General features: G+C 73.6%; 15 protein-coding genes. 6 read left to right on the top strand and 9 right to left on the bottom strand.

The features are described 5' to 3' along the window. The first annotated feature begins 21 nt into the window (after positions 1-21). From ACX6XY_RS11220 to ACX6XY_RS11210, 3 genes are all read left to right on the top strand, one after another. Positions 22-2,307 (top strand): serine/threonine-protein kinase, encoded by a 2,286-nt coding sequence (locus ACX6XY_RS11220; protein ID WP_460328803.1) that lies wholly within the window; start codon positions 22-24, stop codon positions 2,305-2,307. A 175-nt stretch (positions 2,308-2,482) separates the two neighbouring features. Then, positions 2,483-3,694, top strand: coding sequence for an FAD-dependent monooxygenase (locus tag ACX6XY_RS11215; RefSeq protein ID WP_460328801.1), 1,212 nt, complete (start codon positions 2,483-2,485; stop codon positions 3,692-3,694). Between the two features lie 94 nt (positions 3,695-3,788). Then, complete coding sequence (locus tag ACX6XY_RS11210) at positions 3,789-4,085, top strand: hypothetical protein (RefSeq protein WP_460328800.1); 297 nt, start codon at positions 3,789-3,791, stop codon at positions 4,083-4,085. Between the two features lie 108 nt (positions 4,086-4,193). Here the strand turns inward: ACX6XY_RS11210 and ACX6XY_RS11205 are convergent, their stop codons facing one another. The 3 genes from ACX6XY_RS11205 to ACX6XY_RS11195 form a co-directional block, all read right to left on the bottom strand. Continuing rightward, entirely contained in the window at positions 4,194-4,595 is a 402-nt protein-coding gene (locus ACX6XY_RS11205) for a rodlin (protein ID WP_460328798.1), read from the bottom strand. Positions 4,596-4,726: 131 nt separating this feature from the next. Then, positions 4,727-5,887, bottom strand: coding sequence for an LCP family protein (locus tag ACX6XY_RS11200; protein ID WP_460328795.1), 1,161 nt, complete (start codon positions 5,885-5,887; stop codon positions 4,727-4,729). Positions 5,888-6,130: 243 nt separating this feature from the next. Next, positions 6,131-6,541, bottom strand: a complete 411-nt coding sequence (locus ACX6XY_RS11195; protein WP_460328793.1) for a rodlin — start codon at positions 6,539-6,541, stop codon at positions 6,131-6,133. A gap of 191 nt (positions 6,542-6,732) precedes the next feature. Here ACX6XY_RS11195 and ACX6XY_RS11190 point away from each other — a divergent pair, with 191 nt between their 5' ends. The 3 genes from ACX6XY_RS11190 to ACX6XY_RS11180 all read left to right on the top strand — a co-directional run bounded on the left by ACX6XY_RS11190 (position 6,733) and on the right by ACX6XY_RS11180 (position 9,254). Further along, positions 6,733-7,143, top strand: a complete 411-nt coding sequence (locus ACX6XY_RS11190) for a rodlin (RefSeq protein ID WP_460328791.1) — start codon at positions 6,733-6,735, stop codon at positions 7,141-7,143. Positions 7,144-7,244: 101 nt separating this feature from the next. Next, entirely contained in the window at positions 7,245-7,745 is a 501-nt protein-coding gene (locus ACX6XY_RS11185) for a chaplin (protein WP_460328788.1), read from the top strand. Between the two features lie 165 nt (positions 7,746-7,910). After that, the gene (locus tag ACX6XY_RS11180; RefSeq protein WP_460328786.1) at positions 7,911-9,254 is read left to right on the top strand and encodes a glycoside hydrolase family 26 protein; all 1,344 of its coding nucleotides are present in this window, start codon (positions 7,911-7,913) and stop codon (positions 9,252-9,254) included. Positions 9,255-9,311: 57 nt separating this feature from the next. Here ACX6XY_RS11180 and ACX6XY_RS11175 read toward each other — a convergent pair whose 3' ends face one another. The 6 genes from ACX6XY_RS11175 to ACX6XY_RS11150 form a co-directional block, all read right to left on the bottom strand. Continuing rightward, a complete protein-coding gene (locus tag ACX6XY_RS11175; protein WP_460328784.1) occupies positions 9,312-10,457 on the bottom strand; it encodes a GNAT family N-acetyltransferase in 1,146 nt (381 codons plus the stop codon). Continuing rightward, positions 10,457-11,272 (bottom strand): YveK family protein, encoded by an 816-nt coding sequence (locus tag ACX6XY_RS11170; protein WP_460328782.1) that lies wholly within the window; start codon positions 11,270-11,272, stop codon positions 10,457-10,459. The genes ACX6XY_RS11175 and ACX6XY_RS11170 overlap by 1 nt, the downstream gene beginning before the upstream one ends. Further along, positions 11,269-12,432, bottom strand: a complete 1,164-nt coding sequence (locus ACX6XY_RS11165) for a glycosyltransferase (RefSeq protein WP_460328780.1) — start codon at positions 12,430-12,432, stop codon at positions 11,269-11,271. Before ACX6XY_RS11165 ends, ACX6XY_RS11170 begins: the two co-directional genes overlap by 4 nt. Further along, positions 12,429-13,157 (bottom strand): polysaccharide deacetylase family protein, encoded by a 729-nt coding sequence (locus ACX6XY_RS11160; protein WP_460328871.1) that lies wholly within the window; start codon positions 13,155-13,157, stop codon positions 12,429-12,431. Before ACX6XY_RS11160 ends, ACX6XY_RS11165 begins: the two co-directional genes overlap by 4 nt. A 118-nt stretch (positions 13,158-13,275) precedes the next feature. Further along, a complete protein-coding gene (gene murJ, locus ACX6XY_RS11155) occupies positions 13,276-15,033 on the bottom strand; it encodes a murein biosynthesis integral membrane protein MurJ (RefSeq protein ID WP_460328778.1) in 1,758 nt (585 codons plus the stop codon). Beyond that, on the bottom strand, positions 15,030-16,490 hold the full coding sequence (locus tag ACX6XY_RS11150; protein ID WP_460328776.1) for an O-antigen ligase family protein: 1,461 nt from the start codon (positions 16,488-16,490) through the stop codon (positions 15,030-15,032). The genes murJ and ACX6XY_RS11150 overlap by 4 nt, the downstream gene beginning before the upstream one ends. Positions 16,491-16,493 lie beyond the last annotated feature (3 nt).

The following is a 16,493-nucleotide window of genomic DNA, read 5'->3' as shown; positions in this document are numbered from 1 at the left end:
CGCGATCCGGAGCCCTCCGCTGTGCTGCGCCCACTCGACGCCCATGCCCCGTACGACGTCGGCCCGTACCGTCTCCTCGGCGGTCTCGGCTCCGGCGGCATGGGCAGCGTGCATCTGGCGCTGCCTCCCGACGGCGGCCCGGACGACCTGGTCGCGCTGAAGACGGTCCGCCCCGACCTGGAACTCCGGCCGGACTTCCGGCTGCGGTTCCGGCGGGAGGCCGAGGCGGCCCGAGCGGTCCGCAGTCCGTACGTCTCCGCGCTCGTGGCCGCCGATCCGGACGCCGAACGGCCGTGGCTGGCGACCGAGTACGTGGTCGGCCCCTCGCTCGACGAGGCGGTGACCCGTGCGGGCGCGCTGCCGGTGCCGGTCGTCAGGGAGCTGGGCGCGGACCTGGCCCGCGGTCTCGCCGCCGTGCACGGCGCCCGGCTGGTGCACCGTGACCTGAAGCCCGCGAACGTCGTACTCGGCGCTCGCGGCCCGCGGCTCATCGACTTCGGCATCGCCCAGGCCTATGACGCGACGGCGCTCACCGCGACGGGGATCATGGTCGGCTCACCCGGCTTCATGTCGCCCGAACACGTCGCGGGCGACCGCTCGGTGACGGCCGCGTCGGATGTGTTCTGCCTCGGCGCGGTCCTGTGTTTCGCGGCGACCGGGCAGGGGCCCTTCCAGGACAGCGAGCTCGCCGCGATCGTGCACCGTATCGTGCGGGGCCGTCCCGACCTGTCCGGGGTGCCCGACGACCTGCGGGAACTGATCGCTTCCTGTCTGCATCAGGAACCCGGACGACGCCCCACTCCGGGGCAGGTGATCCGTGCGCTGGCCTCGCCGGGCGACGCCGCCCGGCCCGGCGTGGCGCCCCGGCCGCGCTCCCAGGCCTTCCCCTGGCCGGACGGCGTCGCACGGGTGATCGGTGAGTACGAGGTCGCGGTGGCCAAGTCCCTGCTCGCGCCCCCGTCGCCGCAACGGGCCCCGGCGCGCGTCCCCGTGCCTCCAGCGCCCGCGGCGGAGCCCCCTCCCGAGCCCCACCCTGAGCCCGCGTCCGGGCCCGCGTCCGGGTCCGCGTCCGGCGGGCGTCGGAGCCCCCGGCTGCGCTGGACGCTCGGCGCCGGCGCCGTCCTGCTGGTCGCCGTGCTGGCGGCGATCCTGCTGCCCGCGCTCAGCGGCGGTGGACAAAGCGAGGACACCAGCGCGGACGGAAACGGGAGCCAGCGCGGGGTGACCGCACCGCCCGCCACCGACGGAACCGTGGTCACCAGCGAGATGAGCGACTTCGGACCGGGAGCACTGGACCACGAGAGGCTCTCCGACGGCTGGTCCCCGTGGACCGCCTCCTTCGACGGCGACGGCAAGCCGCTCGGCTGCGCGCTCAGCGGTACGGCCCTGGTCTGCCAGCTCGCTGAGGACCCCGACCGGAGCTGGCTGGAGGCGCGGAACGCGGACGACGGCACCCCGCTGTGGCGCTATCCGGCGAAGGACACGGCCGCCGACGACAGCCGGGTGAGCGGACTCGCCCTGGACGGCGGCTACGCCTACGCCGCGTCGGCGCGAAGCGGCCGAGTCGCCGTGCTCCGGCTCACGGACGGCTCGCCCGTCGCCGCGCTGGACGCGGCCGCGGCCGGATACACCCCGCGGAAGGTCCGGGTGCACAAGGGCCGCCTGTTCGTCTCCTCTCAGGGAAGCGCGGGCGATGTGCTCGTCCGCGCCTTCTCCACCCAAGGCGAGCGACGGCAGGTGTGGGACCGGACCATCGGCGAAGCGGACGCCGCGTCCCTGGACATCGTGGGGGACCGCGTGCACATCAACGGCGGCGCCGAGTCCCTCAACCTGAGTCCGTCCACCGGCGAGACCGTCGCGAAGGCTCCGGAGCCCTGCACGGTGGTGGCCCGCTTCGGACCGTACCTCTCCTGCGAGTCAGGTATCCGCGACAGCGTGACCCTGAAGAAGGTGGCCGGCGCGCCGCCGATGGCCCGGCCGCTCGCACTGAGCCGCGACGGCACGGTTTTCACCGGCGCCGGCGAAGAAGGGGGCGCGTCCAGGAAGCTCGTCGCCCGTGACCTCGTCAACGGCCGCGAGCTGTGGGCGGAGACGTGGCATCACGCCGGAGTCGTGCGGGTGGCCGGGGAGCGGGTCCTCGCGCTGGGCGAGGGCGGGATCAGTGTCTTCCGGCTCGCGGACGGCTCGTTCGGCAGAACGGAGTACGACGGCTGGTCCGGAGCCCTGCCCACCAGCGTGCTGATCTCCGACGGGGCGTGCTACCTCACCTTCGACGACGGCACCGTGCTCTCCGCGTTCGCGCCCTGATCCCCTCGGCCGCCTGGGTTCGCACCCCGATCCCCTCGGCCGTCCGGGTGACGACGTCCGCGCGGGGCCGTGGCGGCGCGGAACCAAACCGCCGGGGCGTCGTTGTCGCTGGGATGGGCCGTCGGCCGGGAGCCGCGGGCCCGTTCCAGTGCGACCCAAGACCGCGGGAGTGTCTGTGAAGGTCACCTGTGTCGGCGGCGGACCCGCCGCGCTGTACTTCTCCATTCTGCTGAAACGGCACGCGCCGTCCCACGACATCACCGTCTACGAGCGCAACCCGGCCGGAGCCACCTACGGCTGGGGGGTGACCTACTGGCCCGACATGCTTCAGGCGCTGCGCCAGCACGACCCCGAGTCCGCGGCCGCCATCGAGGACGGCTCGGTGCGCTGGCGGGACGGCGTGGCCCAGGTGGGCGGCGTGACCACCGTCCACCGCGGGGACGAGGGCTTCGCCATCGGACGGCACCGCCTCCTGGACCTGCTCGCCGAGCGCGCCGCCGCCCTCGGCGTCCGCGTCGAGTACGGCCGGGAGGTCGCCCGCAGGGACCAGGCGCCCGACAGCGACCTGATCGTGGCCGCGGACGGCGCGGGCAGCAGGCTGCGCGAGGCCGACGCCCAGCACTTCGGCACCCGGATCGTCAGCGGACGCAACGTCTATCTCTGGCTCGGCACGAGCCGGGTGTTCACCTCCTTCACCTTCTCCTTCGTCGAGACCGACCACGGCTGGATCTGGGCTTACGCCTACGGGTTCAGCGCCGAGCAGAGCACCTGCGTCGTCGAGTGCTCCCCCGAGACCTGGTCCGGGCTCGGCCTCGACGCACGGGGACAGGACGACGGGCTGCGCCTGCTGGAGAAGCTGTTCGCCGAACTGCTCGACGGCCATCCGCTGATCGGCCGCACCGATGTCGCGGGCCGGGCGGCGTGGGGCCCCTTCCGCACCCTCACCAACCAGCGCTGGTCGCACGGAAACCTGGTCCTGCTCGGCGACGCCGCGCACACCACGCACTACTCCATCGGCGCCGGAACCACCCTCGCCATGCGGGACGCCATGACCCTGGCCCGCGTACTCCACGAGGAACCGGACCTCAAGGCCGCGCTCGCCCGGTACGAGGCGGAGCGCAAGGCCGCGCTGCTGTCCGCGCAGAGCGCCGCCCGGCTCAGCGCGCAGTGGTACGAGAACCTGACCCGCTATATCGGGCTCGCGCCGCCGACGATGTTCGCGCTGCTCGGCCAGCGCCATTCGCCGCTGCTCCCCTATGTGCCGCCGCAGCTGTACTACCGGATCGACCGGGCCGCCAGCCAGCTGACGGTGCTGCGCGGGCTGAAGCAGTGGCTGGGCCCCCGCGTCGCCCGCGCGGTCCAGAGCCGTTCCCGGTCCGGGCGGTGAGCGCGTACGGGCGAGTCGGGGCGGTCCTAGCCCTCCTGGGTGGGTGACCGGCGGTGGCCGTATCCCCGAGGGGCCGCGGGCCGTTGCTGATGACATGATCTCCACTCGACGTGTTCTCGCCGCCGTAGCGCTCACCGCCGGTGCGTCCGCCCTCGCCATGCCCGCGGCGAACGCCGCCGCGCTGCCCACCCCGGTGCCCCTCTCGGAGGACGACAAGCTGTCCGCGACGTCCACCGTCGACACCCTCTCCACGATGGCCCTGCCGCCTGAGGAGCGGGCCCAGATCCCGCCGGTGACCAGCCAGCTCGGTGGGCTCAGCCAGCTGGACAAGCTGCACCAGGTCACCGACCTGGCCGCGCCGGTGATGGGGTTCGTGCCCGCCATCGAGTAGGCAGCTGACGCGACGACAGGACTGAGGGGCAGCCGCTCGAAGCGGCTGCCCCTCAGTCGTACGCCTCAGTCGTACGTCGTACGCGGTCGTACGCGTCGTACGCGGCTGTCAGCTGTTGCCGGCGCCGTTGCCGGACAGCACCGCCCAGTCGTCCAGGATGTGCGACAGCGGCTCGTCGCCCTTGGCCTGGGTGGAGTTCTCGACGCACTGCTGGTTCTGCGGCGAGGACAGGACGTTGATGTCCTGGACGGTGACCGGCACCACGCCCACGATCGAACCGAGGTTCAGCTTGGCGGGCAGGCCCAGACAGGGCTTGTTGAGCGAGCCCTGGATCGCCCCGATCTGCGGGCTCATGTCGCCGTACGTCTCGGCGTTGCCGAACGCCTGCTTGGCGCCGTTGCCGCTGGCGGACGTGGTGCCGCCGTCGTCACTGATGGCCATGGCCTGGGGCGCGGTGACCGCGGCCATACCGGCGGCGGCGAGGGTCGCGGTTGCCCACAGCTTCTTCATACGTGTTCCCTTCAACGAGCTCAACGAGCGGGCTCCGGTCACGGAGCTGCGACTGGTCAACTGGGCAGAGCGCACGCGGTTGCGGACTGCAACCCGATTGGCCTAGCGCCCCGTCCGGATGGCGGGCCGGGTCACGAGCCGCCGTCCGCGGCGCAGGTGAGTGTGTTGCCGCGCACCGGGTACTGGACCTCCAGCTGGGGCGGATCGAGCGGCCTGGCCGTGGAGTTCACGGGGGTCAGGGCCTGGTCCCGGTTGATCCTGGCGAACATCTCCGCGGCCCTGGGCCCGTCCCACCGCAGGGTCGACCCGACGCCCTCGATCAGATCGTGGAACCCGGCGATCGGCACGACGGCGAACTCGGTCCTGGACGGCGGGAGCGCGCTCAGCTTCCTGGTGAGCGAGACGAGTTCGCCGACCGAGAAGCCCTGGTCGACCCAGGTCGCGCCGAGCACCTTCCGCGCCAGGTCGTGCGCCCGCACCGGGTCGGCCAGCAGCTGCCCGCCGCCGAGCCTGCTCAACACGCCGACCAGGAACTTCTGCTGCCGCTGCACCCGCCCGAGGTCCGCGCTCGCGTCGACCTTGCGGGACCGTACGTACTGGAGCGCGGGCCCGCCCCCGAGGCGATGGGTGCCGGGGCTCAGATCGAGCTTGGTCGAGGGGTCGTTGAGCCGCCGCGGCGTGCAGACGTCCACTCCCCCGACGGCGTCGACGCTGTCGATGAAGCGCCGGAAGTCGATCTGCAGATAGTGATCGATCCGTACCCCGGTCATCTCCTCCACCGTACGGACGGACAGCGCGGGCCCGCCCTCCGCGTACGCCGCGTTGATCTTGGCGGGGTGTCCGGGGCGGTACCGCCCGGTGTGCTTGTCGAGGTGCGCCGGGATGTCCGCGTACGAGTCACGGGGGAGGCCGACGACGCTGACATGGTCCCGGCGCTCGGACACATGGATCAGCATCAGGGTGTCCGAGCAGTCGCAGGCCCGGCCGCCCGCGTAGAACGTCGCCTTCTCCTCGCGGGTGATGGTGTCCCGGCTGTCGGTGCCCATGAGGAGGATGTTCGTTCCCGGCGCGTCGGCCGGGCGGTGCCGCGGGGCGCCCGCTCCCTCGAACACGTCGACACGCTGGACCTGGTACGGCAGCGCCGTCGCCGCATGGCCCGCCAACGCGGCGGACACCAGCACGGCGCCCAGCGCGGCCGAATACCGGGTGGCTTTTCGGCGGCTGAGCCGTCGGCGACGTACGCGGGAGAGGCGGCGGAAACAGGAGAGCCGGGAGAGTACGGTTTTCGGCATGGGCGCGCTCCGCTGCGAGGGGACGTTTCCGCCGAGAAGATAAGCCCGCTGATTCGCCTGGCCGGACCGTCAACTCAGACCGCTCTCGGTATGGCGTGCGAGAACAACTCTTTCGCGTTAAACCGCTCCGCAAACGGTGCCCGCGAAACACGCCCGCCCCGGCGACCGGCTCGGTACGACCGGCATCGGTTCGCTGGGGCGGGCGGTGGGGGCGGCGGGGCCGGTCACCCGGCGGCCGACGGCTCAGTCGTTGGCGACGCCGTTGCCGGACAGCAGCGCGATGTCGTCCAGGATGTGCGACAGCGGCTCGTCGCCCTTGGCCTGGGTGGAGTTCTCGACGCACTGCTGGTTCTGCGGCGAGGACAGCACCTGGATGTCCTGCACGGTGACCGGGACCACACCCACGATCGAACCGGCGTTGATCTTGGCGGGCAGGCCGATGCAGGGCTTGTTCAGCGAGCCCTGGATGAGCGCCATCTGCGGGCTCATGTCGCCGTACGTGGAGGAGTTCCCGTACGCCTGCTTGGCGTGGTTCCCGCTGTCCGAGGTCGTGCCGCCGTCGTTGCTGATGGCCAGCGCGGGTGCGGCGGCGGCAGCCGACAGACCGGCAACGGAAGCGGTGACCGCGGCAGCCGCCAAGGCCTTCTTCATCATGAGAGATTTCCCTTTCGTTGGACTCCCTCCTGGGAGCTCCCTGCATAACTTCGCACCGGTGGTTTGGTTGCTGGGTTCACCCGGACGGGGCGTTTCGCGTTGCTGCGTCCGGGTGAAGGGCCGGAACTATTCGCCGTGTCGCCAGTTGCCCAGATGGCAGTAAACGGCGTGACGTCAGAAAAGGAATGAAAATGCTCAAGAAGGCAATGGCAACGGCAGCAGTCGCCGCGTCTGTCGTCGGCGCTTCGGCCGCGGCCGCCGCCCCGGCGCTGGCCATCAGCAACGACGGCGGCACGACGTCCGCCAGCGGCAACGGCGCTATGCAGGCGTTCGGGAACTCCTCCACGTACGGCGACATGAGCCCGCAGCTCGGCCTCGTGCAGGGCTCGCTGAACAAGCCCTGCGTCGGCCTGCCGATCAAGGGCAACGCCGGTTCGATCGTCGGCCTCGTGCCGGTCACCGTCCAGGACATCAACGTCCTGTCCTCGCCGCAGAACCAGCAGTGCACCGAGAACTCCACCCAGGCCAAGGGCGACGAGCCGCTGTCGCACATCCTGGACGACCTCGCGCTGCTGTCCGGCAACGGCGCCGGCAACAGCTGATCCAGGACACCGACGGCTCGGGCCGCCCGCTTTCTCCAGTGCGGCGGTCCGGGCCCGTTTGGTTACCCGCTCATCCCTGAAGGAGAAGGAGAGGGACCGCTATGGCCCTGAAGACGAGTGCAACGTTGGTCGCCGGTGTGGTCGCGGGCCTCGGCATGGCAACACCGGCGTTCGCCGACTCCGGTGCCGACGGCGCGGCTTCCGACTCGCCGGGCATCCTGTCCGGGAACAGCCTGCAAGCCCCTGTCGAGGCGCCGGTCAACGCCTGCGGCAACACGGTTGACGCCGCCGCTCTGCTGAACCCGGCCTTCGGGAACGCCTGCGCCAACGCCTCCGACTCCACGGAAGAGGAACCGGGCGGCTACGGGGACGACGAGACCCCGCCCGCTCAGGAGCCGACCCCGCCCACAGAGCCCGAGCCGCAGTCGCCCCCGCCGGCCAGCCCGCCCGCGTCCGTACCGCCGCCCGAGCCCCAGCCGCAGGCGGAGCTGGCCGACACGGGCACGGACCCGCTCCTCATCGGCGCCACGGCCGCCGTCGGCGTCGCGTTGCTGGCCGGTGGCGGCGTTCTCTACCGCAGGGGGCGCACCACGTCGCGTTAGACGGAGGCGCGTGGTCGCCCGCCCGCGTCCGCGCCTCCCGCCGCGCCCGCCCTGTTCACTCGTTCGCGTCCTCTGTCGCCCTTTCAGATGGCGGCACCTCCATACATATGACTAAGTGTCAAGAATGGAGAGAGCGCGGTACAGAGGAACAGAGGAGTAGCGGGTATGGCCCCACTACGTCGAACGACGAAGCGCCGACGTCCCCTGCTGGCCGTGGCGGGGGTGCTCGCCGCGGCGGTGACGGTGTCCGGAGCCCTCTATATCGGGCAGGCGGGCGCGCTTCCCCCCACGCCCTCGGCCTCGGCTTCCCCGGCACCCTCCCCCACATCCGGGCCTATGGCCGCGCCCGCGTCCGGGCCTTCGCCTTCGCCTTCGCCCTCCGTCCCGCACCCGACGGCCTCCCCGTCTGCCCCGGTGTCCCCGGCCGTGTCTTCGCGGTTCCCCGCGTTCGGCGCCTATCTGCACTACGGGCCGCCCGGCATCGCCCGCATGGCGGAGCTGTCCGCCTGGCTGGACGACGCCGACCTGCGGGTCGGCCACACGTACCTCCCCTCAGACCGCTGGAGCAACATCGCGGGCGCGCCGAACTTCCTGGAGCCCTGGGCCCAGTGGCGGCGCGCGGACGAGGACCGGCTGTTCGTGCTCAACGTCCCCATGATGGAGCGCAACGAGGCCGGGGTGTCCGACACGGAGGTGCGCACCCTGCTGCGCCGCGCCGCCAAGGGCGCGTTCGACCGGCACTTCCACAGGCTCGCCGAGCGGCTGGTCGACCTCGGGGTGCCGGACACGGTCATCGTGCTCGGCTGGGAGATGAACGGCGTCACCTACACCCACCGCTGTGGTCCCGACCCGGACGCCTGGAAGACGTACTGGAGGCGGATCGTGGCCACGATGCGCTCGGTCGACGGCCAGGAGTTCCGGTTCGACTTCGCGCCCAACCGCGGCCGGGACGCGGTGCCCTGGACCCGGTGCTACCCCGGTGACGACGTGGTCGACATCATCGGGATGGACTCCTACGACCAGCCGACGGGCAAGAGCTTCGACGAGCAGGTCTCCGAGCCGTACGGCCTCCAGGCGCACGTCGACTTCGCGCGGCAGCGCGGCAAGCCCATCTCCTACCCCGAGTGGGGCCTGTTCCGCAACGGCGACAACGCGGAGTACATGCGGCGGATGCTCGCGTGGATCGACGAGCACGAGCCGCTGTACAACACCATCACCGACTACTGCCCGCACGGCGTGTGGCGCTGCTCCGAGAACCCGCGGGCATCGCGCGTGTACCAGTCGGTGCTCTCCGGCCGGAGTGACCCGACGCCCGTCGTGCCGACCCCGGTCGTACCCACGCCGGTCGTGCCGACCCCGGTCGTACCCACGCCGGTGGTGCCCACGCCCGAGCCGTCCCGCCCGACGCACCCGCCGCGCTGCTCGTACCTCGACCTGGGTGACTGGGTGGAGTACTGGATCGGCGGCAAGCTGTGCCTCCGCTTCGACTGGTGGGAGCGACGCTCCTAGGGCGTGTTCCACGTGAAACCGGCCGTGTTCCACGTGAAACACGGCCCCGGACAGGGCCTAGCCCTTGGCCGAGCTCTGGGAACGCTCACGCCAGGCGCGTACCGCCCGCCCCGCTCCACGGCGGGCGGTCGCGCCGGTCAGCACGGCGGCGAGCTGGGGCGCGGTGCGGCGGCGGGCGAGCAGGAGGCGCTGGTTGACGACGGGGTGCGGACGCCAGTGGCGCTTGTAAGGCTCGTCGCCGCGCAGCAGGCTGAGCACTCCGGGCGGGGTTCCCTGCCGGTCCCTCTCCTGTAGCTGGTCGGCGCAGGAGCGCAGCAGCAGGGTGGCGACGTCGGCCTTCCGCTCGCGCAGCGACGGGTCGGCGCCGTAGAGATAGCCACCGGCGAGTCCGGGTGAGCGCAGCGTGAGGTCGGCGGCCACCACGGTGTCGTCCAGGCGGAACTCCGTGACCACCGCGTCACCGTTCTGGGCCATCAGCGTGGCCGATCGGGCGAGGTGCTCGGCGAACCGCGGCCTGAGGTGTTCGCCCGTCACCTTGCGGCCCTGCCACTGGAGTCGGTGCAGGGCCAGCAGCCGATGGACGGACCGCGCCACATCGGGCGGCGGCACGATGCGCCGCTCGATGCCCAGCGCGTCGAGTTTGCGCATCTTGGCCCGCGCCCGCTGGGCGCGCGGCTTGGCGAGGCGGCGTACCAGCTCGTCCATCGGCAGGGCGGGCAGCTCCAGGCAGAGCGAGTCGGCCAGGCGTCGCCGGGGTCCGTGCCACCGGGCGTAGACCTGTTCCACCGAGCTGCCCGGACGCGCCTCGCGGAAGTCGATCACGGCGGTACGGGCGAGCTTCCGCAGGCCCGCGGTCAGCGCGTCGGCGGCGTCTTCGGCCAGGGCGGACGTGGTGTCGTCGATCAGTACGTCGCTGAAGTCGGAGAGCGCGCCGCCCAGCGGCACCAGGGTCGGCAGCGGACGCGGCCGACGCGTCAGCGGGGCCGCGGCGACGAGCCGGTCGCCGTCCCGTACGAGGACGACCCGCAGCCGCCCCGCGCCGCCGTACGAGAGCCACCAGGAGTGCAGCCAGGCGTGGCTCTGGAACGGGGTCGCTGTCCGGCAGCGCCGGTGCAGGAGGTTCCACTCGGCGCCGAGTGCGGCGAACTCCGCCGGGTCGGTGCACACGGCGACGCTCAGGGCGCGCGCGGCCCCGGTCGCCATCAGGCGCCGCCCCGCAGGTCACCCGCACCCGCACCGGCACCGGCGGCAGCGGGTGTGACGGGTGCGGCGGGTGCGGGTGCGGCAGCGGGTGCGGGGGCGGGGGCGGGGGCGGGCACCGTGGCGCTGGCCTCTTCGGGGGCCCGGCGCGGCCGTACCAGCAGCGCGAGTCCGCCGAGCAGCCCCCCGGCGCTGCCGCCCACCAGAGTGGTGACGGCCGTCGAGGCGGACGAGGGCGCGCTGGGCGGCACGGCGCGGGAGAGCCGCTGGAGCTCGATGTGCGTGTCGTCCTTCGTCTGGCTGGCGTTGAGGATCAGCGCACGGGACACGGCGTCGGCGATGCGTACCGCCTTGCGGGGCTCGTCGGATGTGGCCGCGATGGCCACCATCGGCGCGTCGGGCGAGGTCTGGGCCGTTACGCTCGCGCGCAGCGTCCGCACCGGCACGCCCGCGCTCACCTGGGCGTCGCCGAGGACGGCGAGCTGGGTGGCGACCCGGCCGTAGGCCTGGGCGAAGCCGAGCGCGGCGCCCGAGTCGGACTTCTCGGTGGGCACGGCGACGACATAGCTGGTCGCCGTGTACTCGGGCGCGCTGGCCACCCCGTACAGGCCGCCGGTGAGCGCGCCGAGCAGCGCGCAGGCGGGCAGCGGCCACCATCGGGGCAGTCGTCCGGTCAGCGCGGTCGACCGGGCGAGCAGGACGCTCGGGCCGGTCGCTCGGACGCCGGTGTCGGGACGGACGCCACCCTCGGGGCGGGTACCGGTGTCGGGGTGGGTTCCGGTGCGGGCGCCGGGGTCGGCGGGGGCGTCGGTGGTCATCGCGTACTCGCTCTCGGGGTCGATCCGCCCAGGGCCGCGGCGTACACCCGCATGTGCTGGGCGGCGCTGTCAGTGATGCTGTAGTGCAGTGCCGCCCGCGACGGCGCCCGGCGGCCGGTGCGCCCCGCGTGCCCCGTGTGCGTCGCGCGCACGCGCAGGGCCGCGCGGGCGAAGGACGCCGGGTCGCCGGGTACGCGGGTGGCGCCGGTGTCCGTGCCGGGCGGCAGGTCGTCGACCGCGGGGCAGGCGGCGTACAGGACGGGGAGCCCGGCCGCCAGGCCCTCCACCACGGCGAGGCCGAACGCCTCGTCGGCGGACGGGGAGGCCAGGACGTCCATCGCGGACAGCAGGTCGGGCAGTGTGGGTTCCTGGCTCCGCGCGGACGGCTCCGGACAGGGCCGCTCCCCGGCGAGTACGACGCGGTCGGTCACCCCGAGGCGCCGGGCCGCGCCCCGCAGCCGCTCCTCGTCGGGCCCCCCGCCCACCAGCAGCAGCCGTACGTCGCCCGGCAGTTCGGCCAGCGCCTCGACCAGGACCTCGAAGCACTTGCCCGGAACCAGCCGCCCGACGCCGCCGATCACGAACGCGTCCGACGGCAGCCCGAGCCGGTGGCGGGCCGCCGCACCGGCCGCCGCGTCATAGGCGAACTGGCCGATGTCGATGCCGTTCGGCACGACATGCACCCGCTGCGGCGGCACCCCCCACCGTCCGAGCCGGTCCGCGACGGACGCGGACACGGCGATCGTGGCCCGGCCGAGCCGCTCGCCCGCGAGGTACAGCGAGCGCACGCCGGGAGACAGTCGGCGCCCCTCGATCTGCGTCTCGCCGAGCGAGTGCTCGGTGGCCACCACGGCCCGCACCCCGGCCAGTCGCGCGGCGATCCGGCCGTACAGGCAGGCGCGGTAGAGGTGGGTGTGCACCAGGTCGTAGCGGCCCTGCCGGATGAGGCCGGTCAGGCGGGGCAGGGCGCGCGGGTCGCGGTTGCCCGCCATGCCCAGGCAGCTGACGCGTACGCCGTCCGCGGCCAGCTCGTCGGCGACCTGTCCCGGATTGGTCAGCGTGATCACGTCGCAGTCCGCCGGGAGGTGCCGCAGCAGGACGCGGAGCTGCCGCTCGGCGCCGCCCACGCCGAGCCCGGTGATGATGTGCAGGGCCCTCATCGCGTGCGCTCCGCTCGGGTGTGTTCCACGGAGTCGCACACGGTGGTCCACGAGCGGCGGCGGAACGGGTACACGCGCCGCTTGAGCTCCAGGCGGCCCGGAGAGTCGTTCTCGCCGATGTGCACCCGCGGCAGGGCGTACACGCCGGTGAGATACCGGGGCGAGATGGCGCACCCGTACCGGTAGCCCGCCTGGCGTACGGCGTCCATGAGCGGGCGGCTGACATCGCCGTACGGATAGCAGAAGCCCTGCGGCGTACGGCCGGTGAGCTCCTCGATCAGGGCCTTGCTGTCGCGGAGTTCGGCCCGCAGGAGACGCGCGTCGGCGTGGGCGAGGCGGATGTGGCTCAGGCCGTGTGAGCCGATCTCCATTCCGGCGGCCACGGCCGTGCGGATGCCCTGGGCGGTGAGCAGCGGCTTGCGCGGGCCGAGCGGATCCCAGGTGTTCTCGCCGCCGAGGCGGCCCGGCAGGACGAAGACGGTGGCACGGCAGTCGTAATGGCGCAGCAGCGGCAGCGCGTTGTCGACGAAGTCGCTGTACCCGTCGTCGAAGGTGAGGCCGACCAGGCCGCGTCCGACGCCGCGCGACAGGGCGTCCAGGAGCTGGGAGACGCTGACGCCGCGCAGGCCGCATCTGCGCAGCCAGCGCAGCTGCTCCTGGAGGCGTTCGGGCGAGACGGTGACCCGGTACGGGTCGTCCGAGCAGTCGTCGACCGAGTGGTACATCGCGACCCAGGGGGACTCACCGGGCAGCCAGCGCTGCGCCCGGCGGCTGATCCCGGTGTGGCGCGGGAGCTTTGTACCGGTGCGGGTATCGGGGGGCGGGACGGCGCGGGAGACGGATTCAACGGGCATGGCGCAGCTTTCTGGTCGCGGTTCGGACGGCAGGAAGAAGTGCCTGTGCTTTCAGGACCCACAGCAGAAGGACGAAGACCGCGCCGACCGCCGTGAGGCCCACGGCCGCGGCGGCCAGCGGCTGCTGCGCGCGCGCGGCGCACACCAGCCCGGCGCCGGTCGCGCAGACCGCGGCGAGCAGCGGTTTGGCCAGTTCGAGCAGCACCTTGGGGAGGCGTACGGGGATGCCGCGGGTGCCCATCGCGGCCAGCAGCAGTACGGCGGTGAGCGTGATGCCCAGGGCGTTCGCGGCGGCGATGCCGCGCACTCCCCAGGGGCCGACCGCGTACGCCCCGACGCCCGCGGTGGCGGCCATCCCGGCCGCCATCGTGAGCACCGGGTACCAGGTCGCGCGCCCGGCCGAGAAGTACGAGCGGACCAGCACGCCCACCAGGCAGTGGCCGAGCAGGCCCAGCGCGTAGACCCGCATCACGGCGGCCGTCGCGGCGGTGTCCTGGGCGGTGAACGCGCCGCGCTGGAACAGCAGCTGGATGATCTGCGGCGCGCAGGCGATGACGGCCGCCGCGCCGAGCAGGACGATGCAGGCGGCCGCGGCGAGGTCCCGTTCGACCCGGTCCCTGGCCCGGTCCAGGTCGCCGCGCGCCATGGCCTGGGCGACGACCGGGAAGGTGACCGTGGCCAGCATCAGCGACAGCACCATCGGCAGCTGCGCCACCTTCTGCGCGTAGTTGAGGTGCGAGATCGCGCCCGCGGGCAGGGAGGAGGCCAGGAATCGTTCGATGAGCACCTGCGACTGGCGGCACAGCGCGAACAGCAGCACGGCGGCGATCAGCGGCAGGGCCATCGCGTGTTCCCGGTCGCGGTCGCGGTCCCGGTCGCGGTCCTGGTCGCGGTCGCGTTGGCCGGCGCGCTGGTCTCCGCCGGGTGGGACGCCGCGTGGCGCGGCGACCAGTCTGCGCCGCAGCGAGGGCGCCTGGACGGCCACCATCAGGCAGCCGCCCACCGCCACGCCGACCGCGGCCGACCGCACGCCCCAGCGGTCGGCGAAGACCAGCATGGTGGTGATGATGCCGACGTTGTACGCGACGTAGATGGCCGCGGGCGGCAGATAGCTGCTGTGGGCGCGCAGCGCGGCGCCGCAGTACCCGGTGAGTCCGAAGGTCAGTACGCAGGTGGCGGTCAGCCGGGTGCAGTCGACGGCGAGCCCCGGATCGGGCAGCCCCGGTGCGAGCACCGCCACGAGTCCGGGCGCTCCCAGCATGAGCAGCAGGGCGGCGGCGACGCAGGCCAGCGTCAGCCGTGGCAGCGAGGTCGCGACCAGGGCCCGCACCGGATCGGGGGGAGTGGCGGTGGTGGTGGCGGTGGTGGCGGTGGAGGCGGCGCGACGGGCGAGCGCGGCGCTGAACGCGGGGACCAGGACGAACGCCAGGCCGTCCTCGATCAGCAGCGTGGAGGCCACCTCGGGCACGGTCCAGGCGACCAGGAACGCGTCGGTGTCGCTGCCCGCGCCGAAGAGATGCGCGAGCGCCTGGTCGCGGCCGAGCCCGAGCAGCGCCCCGGCCGCCGCGAGCGCGGCGGTGAGCAGCGCGGCCCTGGCCAGGAACCGGTTCGTCGGGCGCGGCGGCTCCGGTCCCGCCGCCGGGCTCGCGATCGGCGGCGCGGGGGTGGCGGCACGATAGGGCTGCGGCGGCACCGCGGGCATCCGCAGTGCTTTGGAGCCGCCGACGGCGGGGGTGAGCGGTCTCATGGCCTGGGCGCCTCTTTCGGGTGCGTCGGCGCGAGGGCCCACCAGGCGGCCAGGCCGAAGACGAGGCCGGTCAGCACGGTCGAGGGTCCGCCGATGTCGGCGTATGCGAAGTCGATCAGCTGCCAGACCAGCAACCCACAGCCCACGAGCCCGCACTCGACCCCCCGCCCGGCACCGGGCCCCGTGCCGGATGCTGTGCCGGGTGCCGTGCCGGGTGCCGTGCCGGGCCTCCGGCGGGCTCTGGCCAGGCGGCGCAGGCCGAGCGTCAGCAGGGCGGCCCAGGCGCCCGCCATGGCGCACAGGCCGAGCAGGCCCTGTTCGCTCAGTACGAGCAGGTACATGTTGTGCGGGGAGAGCAGCGGCTGGCGGCGGAACCCGGCGCCCGCGCCGGCGGTGTCGCTGCCCGACGAGAGCGCGAGCGAGGCGTGGCTGTCGCGGTGGGCGGGGAAGTCCTTCAGCCCCACGCCGGTCACCGGCCGCTCCTGCCACATGCCGACCGCCGCGGCCCACATCGTGTACCGGTCGGTGACGGACTGGTCCGGTGCGTCGGTGACCTGCGTGATGCTGCTCAGCCTCTCCTGGAGCAGCGCGGTGCCGACCCCGAGGCCGCCCACCAGGACCACCCCCGCGGCGGCGGCCGCCGCGAACAGCGCGACCGCCCGGCGCGGCCCCGCGAGCAGCACCTGAACGCCGCAGGCGAGCGCGGTCGCGATCCACGCGCCCCGGCTGAAGGACAGCGCCAGCGGCACCGTGAGGACCAGCGCGCAGACCATCGCCAGCACGCGCGCCCGGCCGCGGTCGCCGCCGAGCGTCAGCGCCGTCGCGCAGACGACCCCGTACGCCACCACCGTCGCCATGCCCATCACGTCCGACGGGCCGAAGGTGCCGACGGCGCGGATGTCCGCGCCCGCGTACGAGGCGCCGGTCCCGGTCAGGTACTGGTGGACGCCGATCGCCCCCTGCCACAGCGCGAGGCCGACGAGGGCCCAGGCCACCAGGCGGAAGTCCCGCCGGTCGCGGACGAGCAGCACCACCGCGACCGGGACGAGGACGAAGACCTGGCAGTAGCGCACCAGGCCGGTCACCGCGTCCGGCGTCGTGCTCGCGCCGAGCGCCGCCACGGCGACGCCGACGACCGGCAGCCCGAGCACGACGGCGCCGGTACGGGTCAGCGGCCGCTCGGCGCGCCGGACCGCGCGCAGCACGCACCAGACCACCGCGAGCCCCGAGACCGCGTCCGCCGGTGTCGCGCCGCCGCCTTCCGCCGTACCGGGCGCGACGGGCAGGCCGAGCGAGCCGATCAGCAGCAGGAGCGGCAGCACCGGGCCCGCGTCGCGCGGCACGCGCGACAGTGCGACCGCGCGGGCGGCCCGGCGCGGAGCGGCCCCGGCCCCAGGGGCGGCGGTCGCCGCCCTGGGAGCGGTGGCCGCGGGCGCGGGCGCTGCGGGCGCGCTCACCTG

Source organism: Streptomyces sp. O3 (assembly GCF_054788135.1).
The sequence above is the reverse complement of the archived record's forward strand: the minus strand, read 5'-3'. Positions and strand labels throughout refer to the sequence as shown.

Bases quoted from the DNA above. Each gene is read 5' to 3' on its own strand.
- ACX6XY_RS11210 (WP_460328800.1), top strand. From the start codon at position 3,789: ATGATCTCCACTCGACGTGTTCTCGCCGCCGTAGCGCTCACCGCCGGT.
- ACX6XY_RS11205 (WP_460328798.1), bottom strand. From the start codon at position 4,595: ATGAAGAAGCTGTGGGCAACCGCGACCCTCGCCGCCGCCGGTATGGCC.
- ACX6XY_RS11200 (WP_460328795.1), bottom strand. From the start codon at position 5,887: ATGCCGAAAACCGTACTCTCCCGGCTCTCCTGTTTCCGCCGCCTCTCC.
- ACX6XY_RS11195 (WP_460328793.1), bottom strand. From the start codon at position 6,541: ATGATGAAGAAGGCCTTGGCGGCTGCCGCGGTCACCGCTTCCGTTGCC.
- ACX6XY_RS11190 (WP_460328791.1), top strand. From the start codon at position 6,733: ATGCTCAAGAAGGCAATGGCAACGGCAGCAGTCGCCGCGTCTGTCGTC.
- ACX6XY_RS11185 (WP_460328788.1), top strand. From the start codon at position 7,245: ATGGCCCTGAAGACGAGTGCAACGTTGGTCGCCGGTGTGGTCGCGGGC.
- ACX6XY_RS11180 (WP_460328786.1), top strand. From the start codon at position 7,911: ATGGCCCCACTACGTCGAACGACGAAGCGCCGACGTCCCCTGCTGGCC.
- ACX6XY_RS11175 (WP_460328784.1), bottom strand. From the start codon at position 10,457: ATGGCGACCGGGGCCGCGCGCGCCCTGAGCGTCGCCGTGTGCACCGAC.
- ACX6XY_RS11170 (WP_460328782.1), bottom strand. From the start codon at position 11,272: ATGACCACCGACGCCCCCGCCGACCCCGGCGCCCGCACCGGAACCCAC.
- ACX6XY_RS11165 (WP_460328780.1), bottom strand. From the start codon at position 12,432: ATGAGGGCCCTGCACATCATCACCGGGCTCGGCGTGGGCGGCGCCGAG.
- ACX6XY_RS11160 (WP_460328871.1), bottom strand. From the start codon at position 13,157: ATGTACCACTCGGTCGACGACTGCTCGGACGACCCGTACCGGGTCACC.
- murJ (WP_460328778.1), bottom strand. From the start codon at position 15,033: ATGAGACCGCTCACCCCCGCCGTCGGCGGCTCCAAAGCACTGCGGATG.